Genomic DNA, 13,705 nt, shown 5'->3' with positions numbered 1-13,705 from the left:
AGGTATTCAGTGCAAGGACTGCATCATCTTGCGCACCCCCGCCACATGGCGGCGGCTGACGGTCAGGGCGTCGCCATCCAGGCCCTTGAGATAGAGCTGGAAATGCCCCAGCGGCGTGCGCTGCAGGCGTTCGATGCGCTCACGGGCAACCAGCGCGTTGCGGTGGATGCGCACGAAGCGCTCGCCAAACTCGTCCTCCAGGGCCTTGAGCGGTTCATCGAGCAGTACCTCGCCCGCTTCATGGCGTAGGGTGACGTACTTGTGGTCGGCGATGAAGTAGATGACCTGGGGAATGGGGATCAACTCGATGCCTTTGCGGGTACGGGCACTGATATGGCTGCGCGGGCCGCCACCGGCGTCGCCGGCTGGGCGGGTCAGCGCCGCCAGCTGGGCACGATTGGGTTTTTCCGCCCGGCGCAGGGCGTCGCGCAGGGCCTGGGGCTGGATGGGCTTCTCGACATGGCTCAGGGTGCTGTCCCTGAAGGCTTCGCTGCCGTATTCATCGTCGCCGGTGCAGAACACCACCGCCGGCGGCGACTCGCGCTCGCACAGCCGGGCGGCGACCTGAAGGCCATCGAGGCCCGGCATGCCGATATCCAGCAGCACCACATCGGGCTTGAGGCTTTCGATCAGGGTCAGGGCCTCCTCGCCGTTGGTGGCGCTGGGCTCCATCACGGTGTAACCCTCCAGCTCGCCAAGCAGCCGGCTCAGGCGCTCGCGGCCCAGGGGTTCATCATCAACGATCAGGACATTCATAATTGCGCTGGATTCCTGAGTGAGTCTCGCACGGGTATAGCGTAGACAAGTGTGGGGCGACCGAAACGCGGTCACGCTACAGACCGGTGCGAAGGCCAAAGATTCACTGGTCTGGCAGATTCACCGCCAGTCCTTTGTCCAACTGTAGACGCTCCGTGGAACACTGCCGTTCAATCGTTGAATATGCCGCACCCCCTTGTAACCGAACGATTCTCGCGACCAGCGCCCTGCGGCGGCGCGCGCAACCCTGTTATGATCGCGACACTTTTTCCGTTCACGCCTTCAACGAGTGAATCCATGAGCACCGACAAGACCAATCAGTCCTGGGGCGGCCGCTTCAGTGAGCCCGTCGACGCCTTCGTCGCCCGCTTCACCGCCTCGGTCGATTTCGACAAGCGCCTGTACCGCCACGACATCATGGGTTCGATCGCCCACGCCACCATGCTGGCGCAGGTCGGCGTCCTCAGCGATGCCGAGCGCGACACCATCATCGATGGCCTGAAGACCATCCAGGGCGAAATCGAGGCCGGCACCTTCGACTGGCGCGTCGACCTCGAAGACGTGCACATGAACATCGAAGCGCGCCTGACCGACCGCATTGGCATCACCGGCAAGAAGCTGCACACCGGCCGCAGCCGCAACGACCAGGTGGCCACCGACATCCGCCTGTGGCTGCGCGACGAGATCGACCTGATCCTGGCCGAGATCACCCGCCTGCAGCAGGGCCTGCTGGAGCAGGCCGAACGCGAGGCCGAGACCATCATGCCCGGCTTCACCCACCTGCAGACCGCGCAGCCGGTGACTTTCGGCCACCACCTGCTGGCCTGGTTCGAGATGCTCAGCCGCGACTACGAGCGCCTGGTGGATTGCCGCAAGCGCGCCAACCGCATGCCCCTGGGCAGCGCCGCGCTGGCCGGCACCACCTACCCGATCGACCGCGAACTGACCTGCAAGCTGCTGGGCTTCGAAGCCGTGGGCGGCAACTCGCTGGACAGCGTCTCGGACCGCGACTTCGCCATCGAATTCTGCTCGGCGGCGAGCATCGCGATGATGCACCTGTCGCGCTTCTCCGAAGAGCTGGTGCTGTGGACCAGCGCCCAGTTCCAGTTCATCGACCTGCCCGATCGCTTCTGCACCGGCAGCTCGATCATGCCGCAGAAGAAGAACCCGGACGTGCCGGAGCTGGTGCGCGGCAAAAGCGGCCGCGTGTTCGGCGCCCTGACCGGCCTGCTGACCCTGATGAAAGGCCAGCCGCTGGCCTACAACAAGGACAACCAGGAAGATAAGGAGCCGCTGTTCGACGCCGCCGACACCCTGCGCGACTCGCTGCGCGCCTTCGCCGACATGATCCCGGCGATCAAGCCCAAGCACGCGATCATGCGCGAAGCGGCCCTGCGCGGTTTCTCCACCGCCACGGACCTGGCCGACTACCTGGTGCGCCGCGGCCTGCCGTTCCGTGACTGCCACGAGATCGTCGGCCACGCCGTGAAGTACGGCGTCGATACCGGCAAGGACCTGGCCGAGATGAGCCTGGACGAGCTGCGCCAGTTCAGCGACCAGATCGAGCAGGACGTGTTCGCCGTGCTGACCCTGGAAGGTTCGGTCAACGCCCGCAACCACATCGGCGGCACCGCGCCGGCCCAGGTGCGCGCGGCAGTGGTTCGCGGCAAGGCCCTGCTGGCTTCGCGCTAAACCACAATCGCGGGGCAAGTCGCATCGGCGCACCGCCGCTCCCACCAGCCTCGCTCAGGCTCGTGGGAGCGGCGGTGCGCCGATGCGACTTGCCCCGCGATCGTTTGTGGCCTCAGCGCTTGCTCTTGATCATTTCGAGGAACGCCGGCATCGCCGCCTCCTTGTCCGCCACGATCCGCGCCATGTGCGGGTTCTCACGCAGTTTCTCCAGCAACGCCGTCGCCTGCGGGAAATCCGCCAGGAAGTCGACGTTCAGCACCTTCTTGCCCACCGCGCAGGCCAGGTCGACCGAGAAGCAGAACATCAGGTCGGCGATGGTCAACTGCTCCCCGGCCACGTATGGCTGGAACCGTCCATTGCGCTTGAGGGTGGCGAAGCCTGCCAGCAGGTCCGCCCGCGCCCGCTCCTTGATCAGCGGCTCCACCGCCGCGCCGAAGAACGCCTCGGCGTAGCAGGTACGCGCCGGCAATTCGATATACAGCTCGATCTCCCGCAGCAGCTCGCGGACCTTGGCCTGGCCGAAGGCATCGGCCGGCAGCAGCGCCTTGCCCGGCTGGGTCTGTTCGAGGTAATCGAGGATCACCCCGGTCTCGCTGAGAAAACCGTGCTCGGTCTGCAGCGCCGGTACCTTGCCACGCGGGCTTTTGGCCAGGGCCTCGGGGGCCTGGCCGCCGAAGAATGGTACCTCTTCGAAGGGCACGCCTTTCTCCAGCAAAGCCAGCTTGACCATGTTGTAGTAGTTGCTGACCGCGAATCCATGAAGCTTGAGCATTGAGACAGCCTCCAAGGCCGTATGGGGTTGGCCCGGCTTTTATAGCCCCCTTCCCCACCCTTGGCCAGCGTCATGCCCGGCGTCGATGACCGGGCATTGCCGGCACGGGCGTGGCACACTGTGCATCCCACCACAGGAGTAACGCCATGAGCGAGCCCACCGACATCGACAATGACGACGAAGACTTCGCCGAGGCGACACTGACCCAGGCCATCGAGAACCAGATCGAAAGCGGCGAGCCGCCGGCGGCCAAGGCCACGTTCAACAAACTGAGCCTGGTCGGCTACGAGCGCGAGGACATCCTCAACCTCATGGCCCACGTGCTGGCCATCGAAATCGACGCCATGCTCGACGAAGACCGCCCGTTCAACACCGAATGGTACGAAACCGCCCTGCGCGCCCTGCCGGAGCTGCCACCTGAGGCGGATCAAGGCGACATCGAATAAACCTGACTACACTCCTGACTTCCATCCTTGTCTCGAAGTCAGGAGTAGCCCATGCCCTTCAACCCCGAACTGATCGCCGAACTGGAAGTGCTTGCCCAGTTCAACCTGGACAGTCACCAGGAAGGCATCAAGGTTTGTAGCGACGCCTCCCCGGCATTGGTCGCCGCAGCCAAGCGCCTGCACGACAAAGGTCTTACTGACCAACCCGACGGCGGCTACCTCACCAGCCTGGGCACTGATGCCGCCGAAAGTATGCAGTTACTCCTCAGGGTGCTTAAAACTCCGCAGCCTGCCTGAGTTCACCAAGCCCGCCCCCGTGGGAGCGGGCTTGCCCCGCGATGAGCCCTAGAGGATCGCTGTAAAACTGACGTCAAAAAGCCACCAACCCCTTATCCGACCGCCCCACTCAGGCTAAACTCGCCAGTGCTCCCCCTGCCTGCCTGAGTGCGCAATGAACCACCCCCATGAAATCCGCCCCGATCTCGACCAAGGCATCGACCGCAAGGAGCTGTCCAAGCTGCGCGCGCGTTTCCTGAAGATCAACCAGGGCCGCCTGGCACGGGCCATGGAGGGGCTGTCCACGCGCCAGCAGCAGGTCCTCACCCTGTTGCCGCTGTTCTTTCACGTTAATCACCCGCTGCTGCCGGGTTATGTCTCGGGCACCACCCCCGCTGGCGTGTCCGGCTTCGAACCCGACAGCGACCTGCTGGCCGAGGCCCAGCGCCTGACCCGCTCGTTCACCTACAAGCCGCGCCACGGCAAGCCGCCGCAACCGATCCACGGCCTGTTCCTGATGGGCAGCCTGGGCACCCTGGCCCAGGCCGAACAGAGCGACATGGACCTGTGGGTCTGCCATGCACCCGACCTGGACGAGCAGGCCCTGGCCGACCTGCGGCGCAAATGCCAGCTGCTCGAGGCCTGGGCCGCCAGCCAGGGCGCCGAGGCGCACCTGTTCCTGATCGAGCCTCGCGGCTTCGTCCAGGGCGAGCGTGACAGCCAGCTCAGCTCCGACGACTGCGGCACCACCCAGCATTACCTGCTGCTCGACGAGTTCTACCGCACCGCCATCTGGCTGGCCGGACGCACGCCGCTGTGGTGGCTGGTGCCGGTCTACCAGGAGCACAACTACCGCGACTACACCCAGACCCTGCTGTCCAAGCGCTTCATCCGCGCCCAGGACGATCTCGACCTTGGCCACCTGGCGCACATCCCGTCGGGCGAGTTCGTCGGCGCCGGGCTATGGCAGCTGTTCAAGGGCATCGACTCGCCCTACAAGTCGCTGCTCAAGCTGCTGCTCACCGAGGCCTACGCCAGCGAGCACCCGCAGGTGCGCTGCCTGAGCCTGGACTACAAGCAGGCCGTGTTCGCCAACCAGCTGGACCTGGACGAGCTCGACCCCTACGTCATGGTCTACCGGCGCATCGAACGCTACCTGCGCCAGCGCGGCGAATCGGCACGCCTGGAGCTGGCGCGGCGCAGCCTGTACCTGAAGGTGAACAAGAAGCTCAGCGACCTGGGCCGCACCCGCAGCGGCGGCTGGCAGCGCCAGCTGCTCGGGCGCCTGACCGAGGAATGGGGCTGGGACGAGCGCCAGCTGGCGCTGCTCGACAGCCGCAGCCAGTGGAAAGTGCGCCAGGTGGCGGTCGAGCGCCGTGAGCTGGTGGCCGAGCTGAACCACAGCTACCGCTTCCTGACCCAGTTCGCCCGCCTGCAGAACGCCAACAGCCGAGCCGACCAACGCGACCTCAACGTCCTCGGCCGGCGCCTGTACGCCGCCTTCGAGCGTCGGGCCGGCAAGATCGAGGTGATCAACCCGGGCATCGCCCCGGACCTGGCCGAAGACACTCTCACCCTGGTGCACTCGCCCAACCGCAAGGAACCGGGCACCCATCACTGGGGCCTGTACAACGGCAACCTGGGCGTGCACGAGTGGGAACACTTCAGCCCGATCAAGCGCTGCCGCGAGCTGCTCGAGCTGCTCACCTGGGCCCATCGCAATGGCGTGATCGACAGCGGCACACGCCTGGCCCTGCACCCTGGCGCCAGCGACCTCAGCGAGTTCGAGCTGTTCAACCTTGTCGGCAGCCTGCAGCAGAGCATCCCCCTGCCATTGGAGACGGTCAGCGAGGTGCGCCTGCTGCAACCGAGCGTGGCCGACGAGATCCTGCTGCTGGTGAATGTCGGGGTCGATCCGCTGCGCCATCACCGCGACCTGAATATCCTGATGACCACCGAGCGCACCGACTCGCTGAGCTACGCCGGGGTGCGCGAGAACCTTGTACTGACCCTCGACCAGATCACCCTCAACAGCTGGAACGAGGTGCTGGTGCATCGCTACGACGGCGAGCATGCGCTGATGCGCTGCCTGCGCGACTTCCTCAACAGCCTGGGCCAGCGCAGCCACCGCCCGCGGGTACGGGTGCGCTGCTACTGCCACAACCGCGCCCAGGCCATCAGCCAGCGGGTCGAGGACATCTTCGACACCGTGCAGCTGCTGCTCGACCAGGGCCTGAATCACCGCTACCTGCTGCAGGTCGCCCAGCACACCCACATCCTCGACCTGCAGCCCGGGCAAGTCACCCTGGCCAGCCTCGCCGACCATGATGCGGTGCTGGCGGCCCTAGGCGAAGAGCGCATCCGCTACAGCCCGCTGCACCTGGACGCCCACGCCTTGCAGGACCACGACCTGCCGCTGGTCCTGGGCCAGGGTCGCCCCGGCTGCATCCAGGTGTTCTACCGTCTGCTCGAAGGCTGGGCCGACCTGTACGTGCTCGACGAGCACAACGCGCTTTGGCAACAACGGTTGCCGTTGCAGGACGAGCAGCACCTGCTGCTGCCGCTGCAACGTTTCCTGCAATCGATGCTGATGCGCCGCGATGCCCAACTGCCCCTGGACAGCCTGCCGCTGGCGTCGCTGGACATCCTTTACTACCAGCTGCTGCCTTCAGGCATTGGCAAGGCGCGCAGCCTGGAGCCGCGGCAGACACCGCTGGACAGCCAGAGCCAGGCGCACTACGAGGTCCAGGCGATCCTCCAGGCGGGTACCGGCGACGAGGTGCATGTCACGCTCTACTGCGACCAGCAGGAGTTTTCCGAACTGGAGCACGGCGACCAGCTGTATGCCGTGGTCGCCCGGCAGATCCTGGGCCAGCGCCGCAGCAGCGGCCGTTACCGCTGCTACATCACCGACCTCGACCTGTCCGAGCTGCTGGAAGACGAGCAGGGGTCCACCAGCCTGTACCTGCGCTACAAGCGCGAGCTGGAGCAGGCGCTCAACGATGGGCTGGAACAGCTGCAGGCGCGGCTGGAGCCCTGATTTTCTCTGCCTTCACCGATCCCTCTGTAGGAGCGGCCTCGTGCCGCGAAAGGGCCGCGAAGCGGCCCCGGCACTATATGACCTGGCACAGCAGGTGGGGCCGCTTCGCAGCCCTTTCGCGGCACAAGGCCGCTCCTACAGGGCATTTACGCAGCATCAGAGATCGAAATCCCCCGCCGCCTCCGGCTGGTACTCGACCGCCAGCAGCTCCAGCTTGAGGGTCTTGCCGCCCGGCGCCGGCCAGTCGATCTGGTCACCCACCGACAGGCCCAGCAAGGCACAGCCGATCGGCGCGAGGATCGAGACATTACCCTCAGGGCCGGCATCCTTCGGGTACACCAGGGTCAGGTGATAGTCCTTGCCACTGGCGATCTCGCGGCAGTGCACGCGCGAGTTCATGGTCACCACGCCGGCCGGGACTTCCTCGTGACCCACCACATTCTCGGCACGGTCCAGCTCGTCCTGCAGGGCGAGCACACCCGGGGTGCTTTCATCGAGGTCGTCGAGCAGGCGCTCGAGACGCTGCACGTCCAAGCGGGTGAGGATGAGGGAAGGCTTGGTGCTCATGATCCAGTCAGACTCCTTTGAACAGGCAATTTTCAACAGGCAGATAAAGCAAAACCCCGCCCAAGGGCGGGGTTTGCGAAATGCTGTGGCGTCATCGACGCAGACCCTGACACTACCACAGCGGGGCAAATACTCAAGCCCACACCTTCGTTGTGCCTATGCCGATGCCCGCGATTTCAGGGCCAGCGCCTCACGACAGATCTGCCGGCGCCGCTCGTCATCGGCCGAGCGCCACTCGCGGATATGCTCGACGTGGCGGTGGCAGCCGGTGCAGACCTTGCGCTCATCCAGCCGACATATGCTGATACAAGGTGACGGCACCGCCGGGCTCACGTTGCTGTAGAGCGGCTTGGGTGGCCGGGGCAGGTCGCTCATCTCAGATCTCGTCGAAGTCCAGCTTCTCGCCGGCGCGCTCCCAGACGATGCGCTCGAGCATCTCGCCCAGCAGCTCTTCGCTCTTCTCGCAGACCCACTTGCCGCTCTCTTCGTCGTAGTCGAAGTGGAAGCCACCGGATTTGTCCGCCAGCCACAGCTGGCGCAGCGGCTCCTGGCGGCTGAAGATCAGCTGGCTGCCGTTGTCGAACTTGACGGTGAGAACGCCGGCGGAGTTCTCCATGTCCAGGTCCATGCCGCTTTCATCGAACAGGTCTTCCAGGGCCTGTTGGGTCGCATCGACCAGGTCGTGGAAACGCGCTTCGCTCAAACTCATTGCAGGGACCTCGAAAAATGGCTGTACACACGCAAGCCGGGCACGATAAGGGCGAACGCCTCAAGCTACAAGCTAATCGCTGTAAGAAAAAGCCGCATGTCCTTCGGTCGCCCACGCCCGCCGAGCGGGGGCGCCCCTTGCATAGGCAATCAGGTGGGCGCTCGGTATACTCGGCCGCAATACTGCATATTTCCAAGGATTTCACCCATGAAACGCCTGATTTCCTCCCTCGCGGCGCTGGTCGCGGTTGCCTGCCTCGTTTCGGCCTGCGGTCAGAAAGGCCCCCTGTACCTGCCTGAAGACGGCAAGGACGGCAAAGGCCCGCGCAAATCGCACCAGCATGCCAAGCCTGTCCAGCCGCAACCGGTGCTGGTGCAGCCGCAAGAGCAGCCAGAAGAGTCGCCCGCGCAGTAAGGAAATCCCATGGACGCATTCAACTACCGCGGCGGCGAGCTGTTCGCGGAAGGGGTGGCCCTGACGGCGATCGCCGAACGCTTCGGCACGCCCACCTATGTGTACTCGCGCGCCCATATCGAGGCCCAGTACCGCAGCTACACCGACGCCCTGCAAGGGGTCGAGCACCTGGTCTGCTTCGCGGTCAAGGCCAACTCCAACCTGGGCGTGCTGAACCTGCTGGCGCGCCTCGGCGCGGGCTTCGACATCGTTTCCGGCGGTGAGCTGGAGCGCGTCCTGGCTGCCGGCGGGCGCGCCGATCGCGTGGTGTTCTCCGGGGTCGGCAAGACCCGTGAAGACATGCGCCGCGCCCTGGAAGTGGGCGTGCACTGCTTCAACGTCGAGTCCACCGACGAGCTCGAGCGCCTCCAGGTCGTTGCCGCCGAAATGGGCAAGACGGCCCCGGTTTCGCTACGTGTGAATCCGGACGTCGACGCCGGCACCCATCCGTACATTTCCACCGGCCTCAAAGAGAACAAGTTCGGCATCGCCATCGCCGACGCCGAGGCGATCTACGTGCGCGCCGCGCAGTTGCCCAACCTGGATGTGGTCGGCGTCGACTGCCACATCGGCTCGCAGCTGACCACCGTCGAGCCCTTCCTCGACGCCCTCGACCGCCTGCTGGTGCTGGTCGATCGCCTGGCCGAGTGCGGCATCCACTTGCGCCACCTGGACCTCGGTGGGGGTGTCGGCGTGCGCTATCGCGACGAACAGCCACCGCTGCTGGCCGACTACATCGCTGCCATTCGCGAGCGCGTCGGCGAACGTGACCTGGCCCTGGTGTTCGAGCCGGGCCGTTACATCGTCGCCAACGGCGGCGTGCTGCTGACCCGCGTGGAATACCTCAAGCACACCGAGCACAAGGACTTCGCCATCATTGACGCGGCCATGAACGACCTGATCCGTCCTGCCCTGTACCAGGCCTGGATGGACGTCAGCGCGGTCAAGCCCCGTGACGGCGAAGGCCGCGCCTACGACCTGGTCGGCCCGATCTGCGAGACCGGCGACTTCCTGGGCAAGGACCGCGTAATGGACCTGGCCGAGGGCGACCTCCTGGCCGTCCGCTCCGCAGGCGCCTATGGTTTCGTCATGAGCTCCAACTACAACACCCGTGGCCGTTGCGCCGAAGTGCTGGTCGATGGTGACCAGGCCTTCGAAGTGCGCCGCCGTGAAACCATTGCCGAACTGTTCGCCGGCGAAAGCCTGCTGCCGGAGTGAACCCATGTTGCTGCGTTTTACCAAGATGCACGGGCTGGGCAACGACTTCATGGTCCTCGACCTGGTCAGCCAGCACGCACACATCCAACCCAAGCACGCCAAGCAATGGGGCGATCGCAATACCGGTATCGGCTTCGACCAGCTGCTGATCGTCGAGGCGCCGAACAATCCGGAAGTGGACTTCCGCTACCGGATCTTCAATGCCGACGGCTCCGAAGTCGAGCAGTGCGGCAACGGCGCGCGCTGCTTCGCCCGCTTCGTGCTGGACAAGCGCCTGACCGCCAAGAAGCGCATTCGCGTCGAGACCAAGGGCGGCATCATCGAGCTCGATGTGCGCAACGACGGCCAGATCTGCGTCGACATGGGCCCGCCGCGCTTCGTGCCGGCCGATATCCCGTTCATTGCCGACGAGCAGGCCAGCAGCTACGCGCTGGAAGTCGATGGCCAGGTGCACCAGATAGCCGCCGTGTCCATGGGCAACCCGCATTCGGTACTGCGCGTCGACGACGTGCGCAGTGCGCCGGTCCATGAGCTGGGGCCGAAGATCGAGCATCACCCGCGCTTCCCGCAGCGGGTCAATGCCGGCTTCATCCAGGTGGTCGACCGCCACCGCGCCAACCTGCGGGTATGGGAGCGTGGCGCCGGCGAGACCCAGGCCTGCGGTACCGGCGCCTGCGCCGCGGCCGTGGCGGCGATCAGCCAGGGCTGGATGGACTCGCCGGTGACCATCGACCTGCCGGGTGGCCGTCTGAGCATCGAGTGGGCCGGCCCCGGCAAGCCGGTGCTGATGACCGGCCCCGCCGTCCGCGTGTTCGAAGGACAAGTTCGTCTCTAAGCGAGTATCCGCCATGACCGATCAGCCTAACGTTGCATCCCCGCAGGCCCATGAGCTCGATGCCGAAGCGGTGGTCGCCTACCTGCGCGCCCACCCGACCTTCTTTGCCGAGCACGACGAGCTGCTGCTCGAACAGCGCATTCCTCACCAGCGCGGCGACAGCGTGTCGCTGGTGGAGCGCCAGCTCAAGCTGCTGCGCGACCGCAACATCGAGATGCGCCATCGCCTGTCGCAGCTGATGGACGTGGCCCGCGACAACGACCGGCTGTTCGACAAGACCCGCCGGCTGATCCTCGACCTGCTCGACGCCGGCACCCTCGAAGAGGTGGTGATGGCGGTCGAGGACAGCCTGCGCCAGGAATTCCAGGTGCCCTTCGTCAGCCTGATCCTGTTCGGCGAAAACGCCGCGCCCGTGGGCCGCTGGGTCTCAGGCGCCGAGGCGCAGCAGGCCATTGGCGGCCTGATCGGCGGCGGCAAGACCATCAGCGGCAGCCTGCGCGAGCATGAGCTGGCCTTCCTGTTCGGTGATGCCCAGCACAAGGAAGTCGGTTCCAGCGCCGTGGCCACCCTCGAGTACCAGGGCCTGCACGGCGTGCTGGCGATCGGCAGCCGCGACCCGCAGCACTACAAGAGCAGCGTCGGCACCCTGTTCCTCAGCTACATCGCCGAGGTGCTTGGCCGCGTGGTGCCGCGCTTCACCCAGACGCTGCGCTCGGTGCGCTGATGGAACGCCAGCTGGAGGCTTATTGCGCTCACCTGCGCAACGAGCGCCAGGTGTCCGAGCACACCCTGCTGGCCTACCGTCGCGACCTCGAGAAAGTCATCGAATTCTGCAACACCCAGGGCATCGCCGGCTGGGGCGCCCTGCAGGTCCAGCAGCTACGCCAGCTGGTCGCCCGCCAGCACCACCATGGCCAGTCCTCGCGCAGCCTGGCGCGCCTGCTTTCGGCGGTGCGCGGCCTGTACCGCTTCCTCAACCGCGAAGGCGATTGCCAGCACGACCCGGCCAACGGCCTGGTGCCGCCCAAGGGTGAGCGGCGCCTGCCCAAGGTGCTGGACACCGACCGAGCCCTGCAACTGCTCGATGGCGGCGTCGACGACGAATTCATCGCCCGTCGCGACCAGGCGATCCTCGAACTGTTCTACTCGTCCGGCCTGCGCCTGTCGGAGCTGACCGGGCTCGACCTTGAACACCTGGACCTGGCCGCCGGGCTGGTGCAGGTGCACGGCAAGGGCGGCAAGAGCCGCGTGTTGCCGGTCGGCCGCAAGGCCCGCGAGGCGATGCAGGCGTGGCTCAAGCTGCGCGGTATCGCCGGCCCACGGGACGGCGCGGTGTTCCTCAGCCGCCAGGGCAAGCGCCTCAGCCCCCGCGCCATCCAGCTGCGGGTCAAGGCCGCCGGCGAGCGCGAGCTCGGCCAGCACCTGCACCCGCACATGCTTCGCCATTCCTTCGCCAGCCACCTGCTGGAATCGTCCCAGGACCTGCGCGCGGTGCAGGAGATGCTCGGTCATGCCGACATCAGCACCACGCAGATCTATACCCACCTGGACTTCCAGCACCTGGCCGCGGTGTACGACAGCGCCCACCCTCGGGCCAAACGCAGCAAGGACACGGACTCATGAGCATCAAGCTGATCACCTTCGACCTGGACGACACCCTCTGGGACACCGCGCCGGTCATCGCCAGCGCCGAAGTCGTCCTGCGCGACTGGCTCGAAGCCAACGCGCCGATCCTCGGCGGCGTGCCGGTGGAGCACCTGTTCTCCATCCGCGAGCGCCTGGTACAGGCCGAGCCGGGCCTCAAGCACCGTATCAGCGCCCTGCGCCGGCGGGTGCTGTTCCACGCCCTGGAAGAGGTCGGCTACAGCGAGAAACACGCCCAGGAGCTGGCCAACGAAGGTTTTGAAGTGTTCCTGCATGCCCGGCACCAGGTCGAGGTGTTCCCCGAGGTGCAGCCGGTGCTGGAGATCCTGCGCCACCACTACACCCTCGGCGTGGTCACCAATGGCAATGCCGACGTGCGCCGCCTGGGGCTGGCGGACTACTTCCGCTTCGCCCTGTGCGCCGAGGACCTGGGCATCGGCAAACCGGACCCGGCCCCGTTCCTTGAAGCGCTGAAGCGCGGCGAGGTGGACGCGGGGGCGGCGGTGCACGTCGGCGACCACCCGGGCGACGACATCGCCGGCGCCCAGCGCGCCGGGTTGCGGGCGGTGTGGTTCAACCCGCAACACAAGCCCTGGAGCGGCGAGCAGGCGCCGGATGCGGAGATCCAGCGGCTTTCGCAGTTGCCCGATGTGCTCGCGCGCTGGCGCTGAGCAGGCTTCGCCATCCCTGTAGGAGCGGCCTTGTGCCGCGAAAGGGCTGCGCAGCGGCCCCAGGATTTTAGTATCGACAACGACCCTGGGGCCGCTTTGCGACCCTTTCGCGGCACAAGGCCGCTCCTACAGAGACCGTGCCAACCTGACAGGCACAAAAAAGCCCGCAGCGACGGCGGGCTTTTTTTCGTTCAACCACTCAGATAGGGCGGCTGCCGTACTTGTTGTCCGGCTTCTTGGGCGGATCGGCGACCACGTTGGCCTCCACTTCCTGCACCTTGCCACCGCGCGACAGGAACTCTTCCATCGCCTTGGCCAGCGCATCGCGCTCTTTCTGCTTGGCTTCCATGCTCGGCATCTCGTCTACCGAGACCGCCGCCTTGGACTTGCCCTTGGCCGCCGGAGCCGGGCTGCTGTCGTCGTCGCCGGAGTCTTCCGCGCCGTCGTCAGCCGCTGCCTCAAGGCCTTCATCAGCCTCGTCTTCGTCGCCTACCTCGAGGTCGTCATTTTCCAGATCGTCGTCGCTCATGTTCTACCTCATGACTTGCGAAAAGCAGGTTAGTTATAGACCGGTGCAGCCGTAGACCGGCAGCCACCAGTGAAAATTCAACTGGCCGTGGATTGGC

16 protein-coding genes are annotated in these 13,705 nt (G+C 65.8%); 10 read left to right on the top strand and 6 right to left on the bottom strand.

Going from position 1 to position 13,705, the window contains the following annotated elements; genetic code table 11:
* Nucleotides 1-6: 6 nt before the first annotated feature.
* Entirely contained in the window at nt 7-756 is a 750-nt protein-coding gene (locus LU671_RS01985; RefSeq protein WP_232854794.1) for a LytR/AlgR family response regulator transcription factor, read from the bottom strand.
* A 297-nt stretch (nt 757-1,053) separates the two neighbouring features.
* Here LU671_RS01985 and argH point away from each other — a divergent pair, with 297 nt between their 5' ends.
* A complete protein-coding gene (gene argH, locus LU671_RS01980; RefSeq protein ID WP_232854793.1) occupies nt 1,054-2,448 on the top strand; it encodes an argininosuccinate lyase in 1,395 nt (464 codons plus the stop codon).
* 112 nt (nt 2,449-2,560) lie between these two features.
* Here argH and LU671_RS01975 read toward each other — a convergent pair whose 3' ends face one another.
* The gene (locus LU671_RS01975; protein ID WP_232854792.1) at nt 2,561-3,220 is read right to left on the bottom strand and encodes a glutathione S-transferase family protein; all 660 of its coding nucleotides are present in this window, start codon (nt 3,218-3,220) and stop codon (nt 2,561-2,563) included.
* 146 nt (nt 3,221-3,366) lie between these two features.
* On the opposite strand from LU671_RS01975, the gene LU671_RS01970 reads away from it, so the two are divergent.
* From LU671_RS01970 to LU671_RS01960, 3 genes are all read left to right on the top strand, one after another.
* Nucleotides 3,367-3,666 carry a hypothetical protein gene (locus tag LU671_RS01970; RefSeq protein WP_203648973.1) on the top strand — a complete coding sequence of 100 codons (300 nt, stop codon included), beginning with the start codon at nt 3,367-3,369 and terminating at the stop codon, nt 3,664-3,666.
* 51 nt (nt 3,667-3,717) lie between these two features.
* Nucleotides 3,718-3,963, top strand: a complete 246-nt coding sequence (locus tag LU671_RS01965; protein WP_050703275.1) for a TIGR02647 family protein — start codon at nt 3,718-3,720, stop codon at nt 3,961-3,963.
* A 154-nt stretch (nt 3,964-4,117) separates the two neighbouring features.
* On the top strand, nt 4,118-6,982 hold the full coding sequence (locus tag LU671_RS01960; RefSeq protein WP_232854791.1) for a class I adenylate cyclase: 2,865 nt from the start codon (nt 4,118-4,120) through the stop codon (nt 6,980-6,982).
* 156 nt (nt 6,983-7,138) lie between these two features.
* Here the strand turns inward: LU671_RS01960 and rnk are convergent, their stop codons facing one another.
* The 3 genes from rnk to cyaY all read right to left on the bottom strand — a co-directional run bounded on the left by rnk (nt 7,139) and on the right by cyaY (nt 8,258).
* Nucleotides 7,139-7,549 (bottom strand): nucleoside diphosphate kinase regulator, encoded by a 411-nt coding sequence (gene rnk, locus LU671_RS01955; protein ID WP_232854790.1) that lies wholly within the window; start codon nt 7,547-7,549, stop codon nt 7,139-7,141.
* Between the two features lie 156 nt (nt 7,550-7,705).
* The gene (locus LU671_RS01950; protein WP_203648977.1) at nt 7,706-7,924 is read right to left on the bottom strand and encodes a DUF1289 domain-containing protein; all 219 of its coding nucleotides are present in this window, start codon (nt 7,922-7,924) and stop codon (nt 7,706-7,708) included.
* A gap of 1 nt (nt 7,925) precedes the next feature.
* On the bottom strand, nt 7,926-8,258 hold the full coding sequence (cyaY, locus tag LU671_RS01945; RefSeq protein WP_028688616.1) for an iron donor protein CyaY: 333 nt from the start codon (nt 8,256-8,258) through the stop codon (nt 7,926-7,928).
* A 207-nt stretch (nt 8,259-8,465) separates the two neighbouring features.
* Here cyaY and lptM point away from each other — a divergent pair, with 207 nt between their 5' ends.
* The 6 genes from lptM to LU671_RS01915 are packed head-to-tail and all read left to right on the top strand — an operon-like array spanning nt 8,466 to nt 13,079.
* A complete protein-coding gene (gene lptM / locus LU671_RS01940) occupies nt 8,466-8,672 on the top strand; it encodes an LPS translocon maturation chaperone LptM (protein ID WP_050703271.1) in 207 nt (68 codons plus the stop codon).
* A gap of 9 nt (nt 8,673-8,681) precedes the next feature.
* Nucleotides 8,682-9,929, top strand: a complete 1,248-nt coding sequence (gene lysA, locus LU671_RS01935) for a diaminopimelate decarboxylase (RefSeq protein WP_203648981.1) — start codon at nt 8,682-8,684, stop codon at nt 9,927-9,929.
* Nucleotides 9,930-9,933: 4 nt separating this feature from the next.
* Nucleotides 9,934-10,764 (top strand): diaminopimelate epimerase, encoded by an 831-nt coding sequence (gene dapF, locus LU671_RS01930; protein ID WP_110734086.1) that lies wholly within the window; start codon nt 9,934-9,936, stop codon nt 10,762-10,764.
* Between the two features lie 13 nt (nt 10,765-10,777).
* Complete coding sequence (locus LU671_RS01925; protein WP_203648983.1) at nt 10,778-11,488, top strand: DUF484 family protein; 711 nt, start codon at nt 10,778-10,780, stop codon at nt 11,486-11,488.
* The gene (gene xerC / locus LU671_RS01920) at nt 11,488-12,387 is read left to right on the top strand and encodes a tyrosine recombinase XerC (protein ID WP_232854789.1); all 900 of its coding nucleotides are present in this window, start codon (nt 11,488-11,490) and stop codon (nt 12,385-12,387) included. The genes LU671_RS01925 and xerC overlap by 1 nt, the downstream gene beginning before the upstream one ends.
* A complete protein-coding gene (locus LU671_RS01915; protein ID WP_203648987.1) occupies nt 12,384-13,079 on the top strand; it encodes an HAD family hydrolase in 696 nt (231 codons plus the stop codon). Before xerC ends, LU671_RS01915 begins: the two co-directional genes overlap by 4 nt.
* A gap of 199 nt (nt 13,080-13,278) precedes the next feature.
* Here LU671_RS01915 and sutA read toward each other — a convergent pair whose 3' ends face one another.
* Nucleotides 13,279-13,608 (bottom strand): transcriptional regulator SutA, encoded by a 330-nt coding sequence (gene sutA, locus LU671_RS01910; RefSeq protein ID WP_110734080.1) that lies wholly within the window; start codon nt 13,606-13,608, stop codon nt 13,279-13,281.
* Between the last annotated feature and the right edge of the window lie 97 nt (nt 13,609-13,705).

The organism is Pseudomonas sp. NMI760_13 (assembly GCF_021283245.1).
Lineage (GTDB): Bacteria > Pseudomonadota > Gammaproteobacteria > Pseudomonadales > Pseudomonadaceae > Aquipseudomonas > Aquipseudomonas peradeniyensis.
The sequence above is the reverse complement of the archived record's forward strand: the minus strand, read 5'-3'. Positions and strand labels throughout refer to the sequence as shown.

Bases quoted from the DNA above. Each gene is read 5' to 3' on its own strand.
- lysA (WP_203648981.1), top strand. From the start codon at position 8,682: ATGGACGCATTCAACTACCGCGGCGGCGAGCTGTTCGCGGAAGGGGTG.
- LU671_RS01975 (WP_232854792.1), bottom strand. From the start codon at position 3,220: ATGCTCAAGCTTCATGGATTCGCGGTCAGCAACTACTACAACATGGTC.
- cyaY (WP_028688616.1), bottom strand. From the start codon at position 8,258: ATGAGTTTGAGCGAAGCGCGTTTCCACGACCTGGTCGATGCGACCCAA.
- LU671_RS01970 (WP_203648973.1), top strand. From the start codon at position 3,367: ATGAGCGAGCCCACCGACATCGACAATGACGACGAAGACTTCGCCGAG.
- dapF (WP_110734086.1), top strand. From the start codon at position 9,934: ATGTTGCTGCGTTTTACCAAGATGCACGGGCTGGGCAACGACTTCATG.
- argH (WP_232854793.1), top strand. From the start codon at position 1,054: ATGAGCACCGACAAGACCAATCAGTCCTGGGGCGGCCGCTTCAGTGAG.
- lptM (WP_050703271.1), top strand. From the start codon at position 8,466: ATGAAACGCCTGATTTCCTCCCTCGCGGCGCTGGTCGCGGTTGCCTGC.
- rnk (WP_232854790.1), bottom strand. From the start codon at position 7,549: ATGAGCACCAAGCCTTCCCTCATCCTCACCCGCTTGGACGTGCAGCGT.
- LU671_RS01950 (WP_203648977.1), bottom strand. From the start codon at position 7,924: ATGAGCGACCTGCCCCGGCCACCCAAGCCGCTCTACAGCAACGTGAGC.
- LU671_RS01985 (WP_232854794.1), bottom strand. From the start codon at position 756: ATGAATGTCCTGATCGTTGATGATGAACCCCTGGGCCGCGAGCGCCTG.
- LU671_RS01960 (WP_232854791.1), top strand. From the start codon at position 4,118: ATGAACCACCCCCATGAAATCCGCCCCGATCTCGACCAAGGCATCGAC.
- sutA (WP_110734080.1), bottom strand. From the start codon at position 13,608: ATGAGCGACGACGATCTGGAAAATGACGACCTCGAGGTAGGCGACGAA.
- xerC (WP_232854789.1), top strand. From the start codon at position 11,488: ATGGAACGCCAGCTGGAGGCTTATTGCGCTCACCTGCGCAACGAGCGC.
- LU671_RS01965 (WP_050703275.1), top strand. From the start codon at position 3,718: ATGCCCTTCAACCCCGAACTGATCGCCGAACTGGAAGTGCTTGCCCAG.
- LU671_RS01925 (WP_203648983.1), top strand. From the start codon at position 10,778: ATGACCGATCAGCCTAACGTTGCATCCCCGCAGGCCCATGAGCTCGAT.
- LU671_RS01915 (WP_203648987.1), top strand. From the start codon at position 12,384: ATGAGCATCAAGCTGATCACCTTCGACCTGGACGACACCCTCTGGGAC.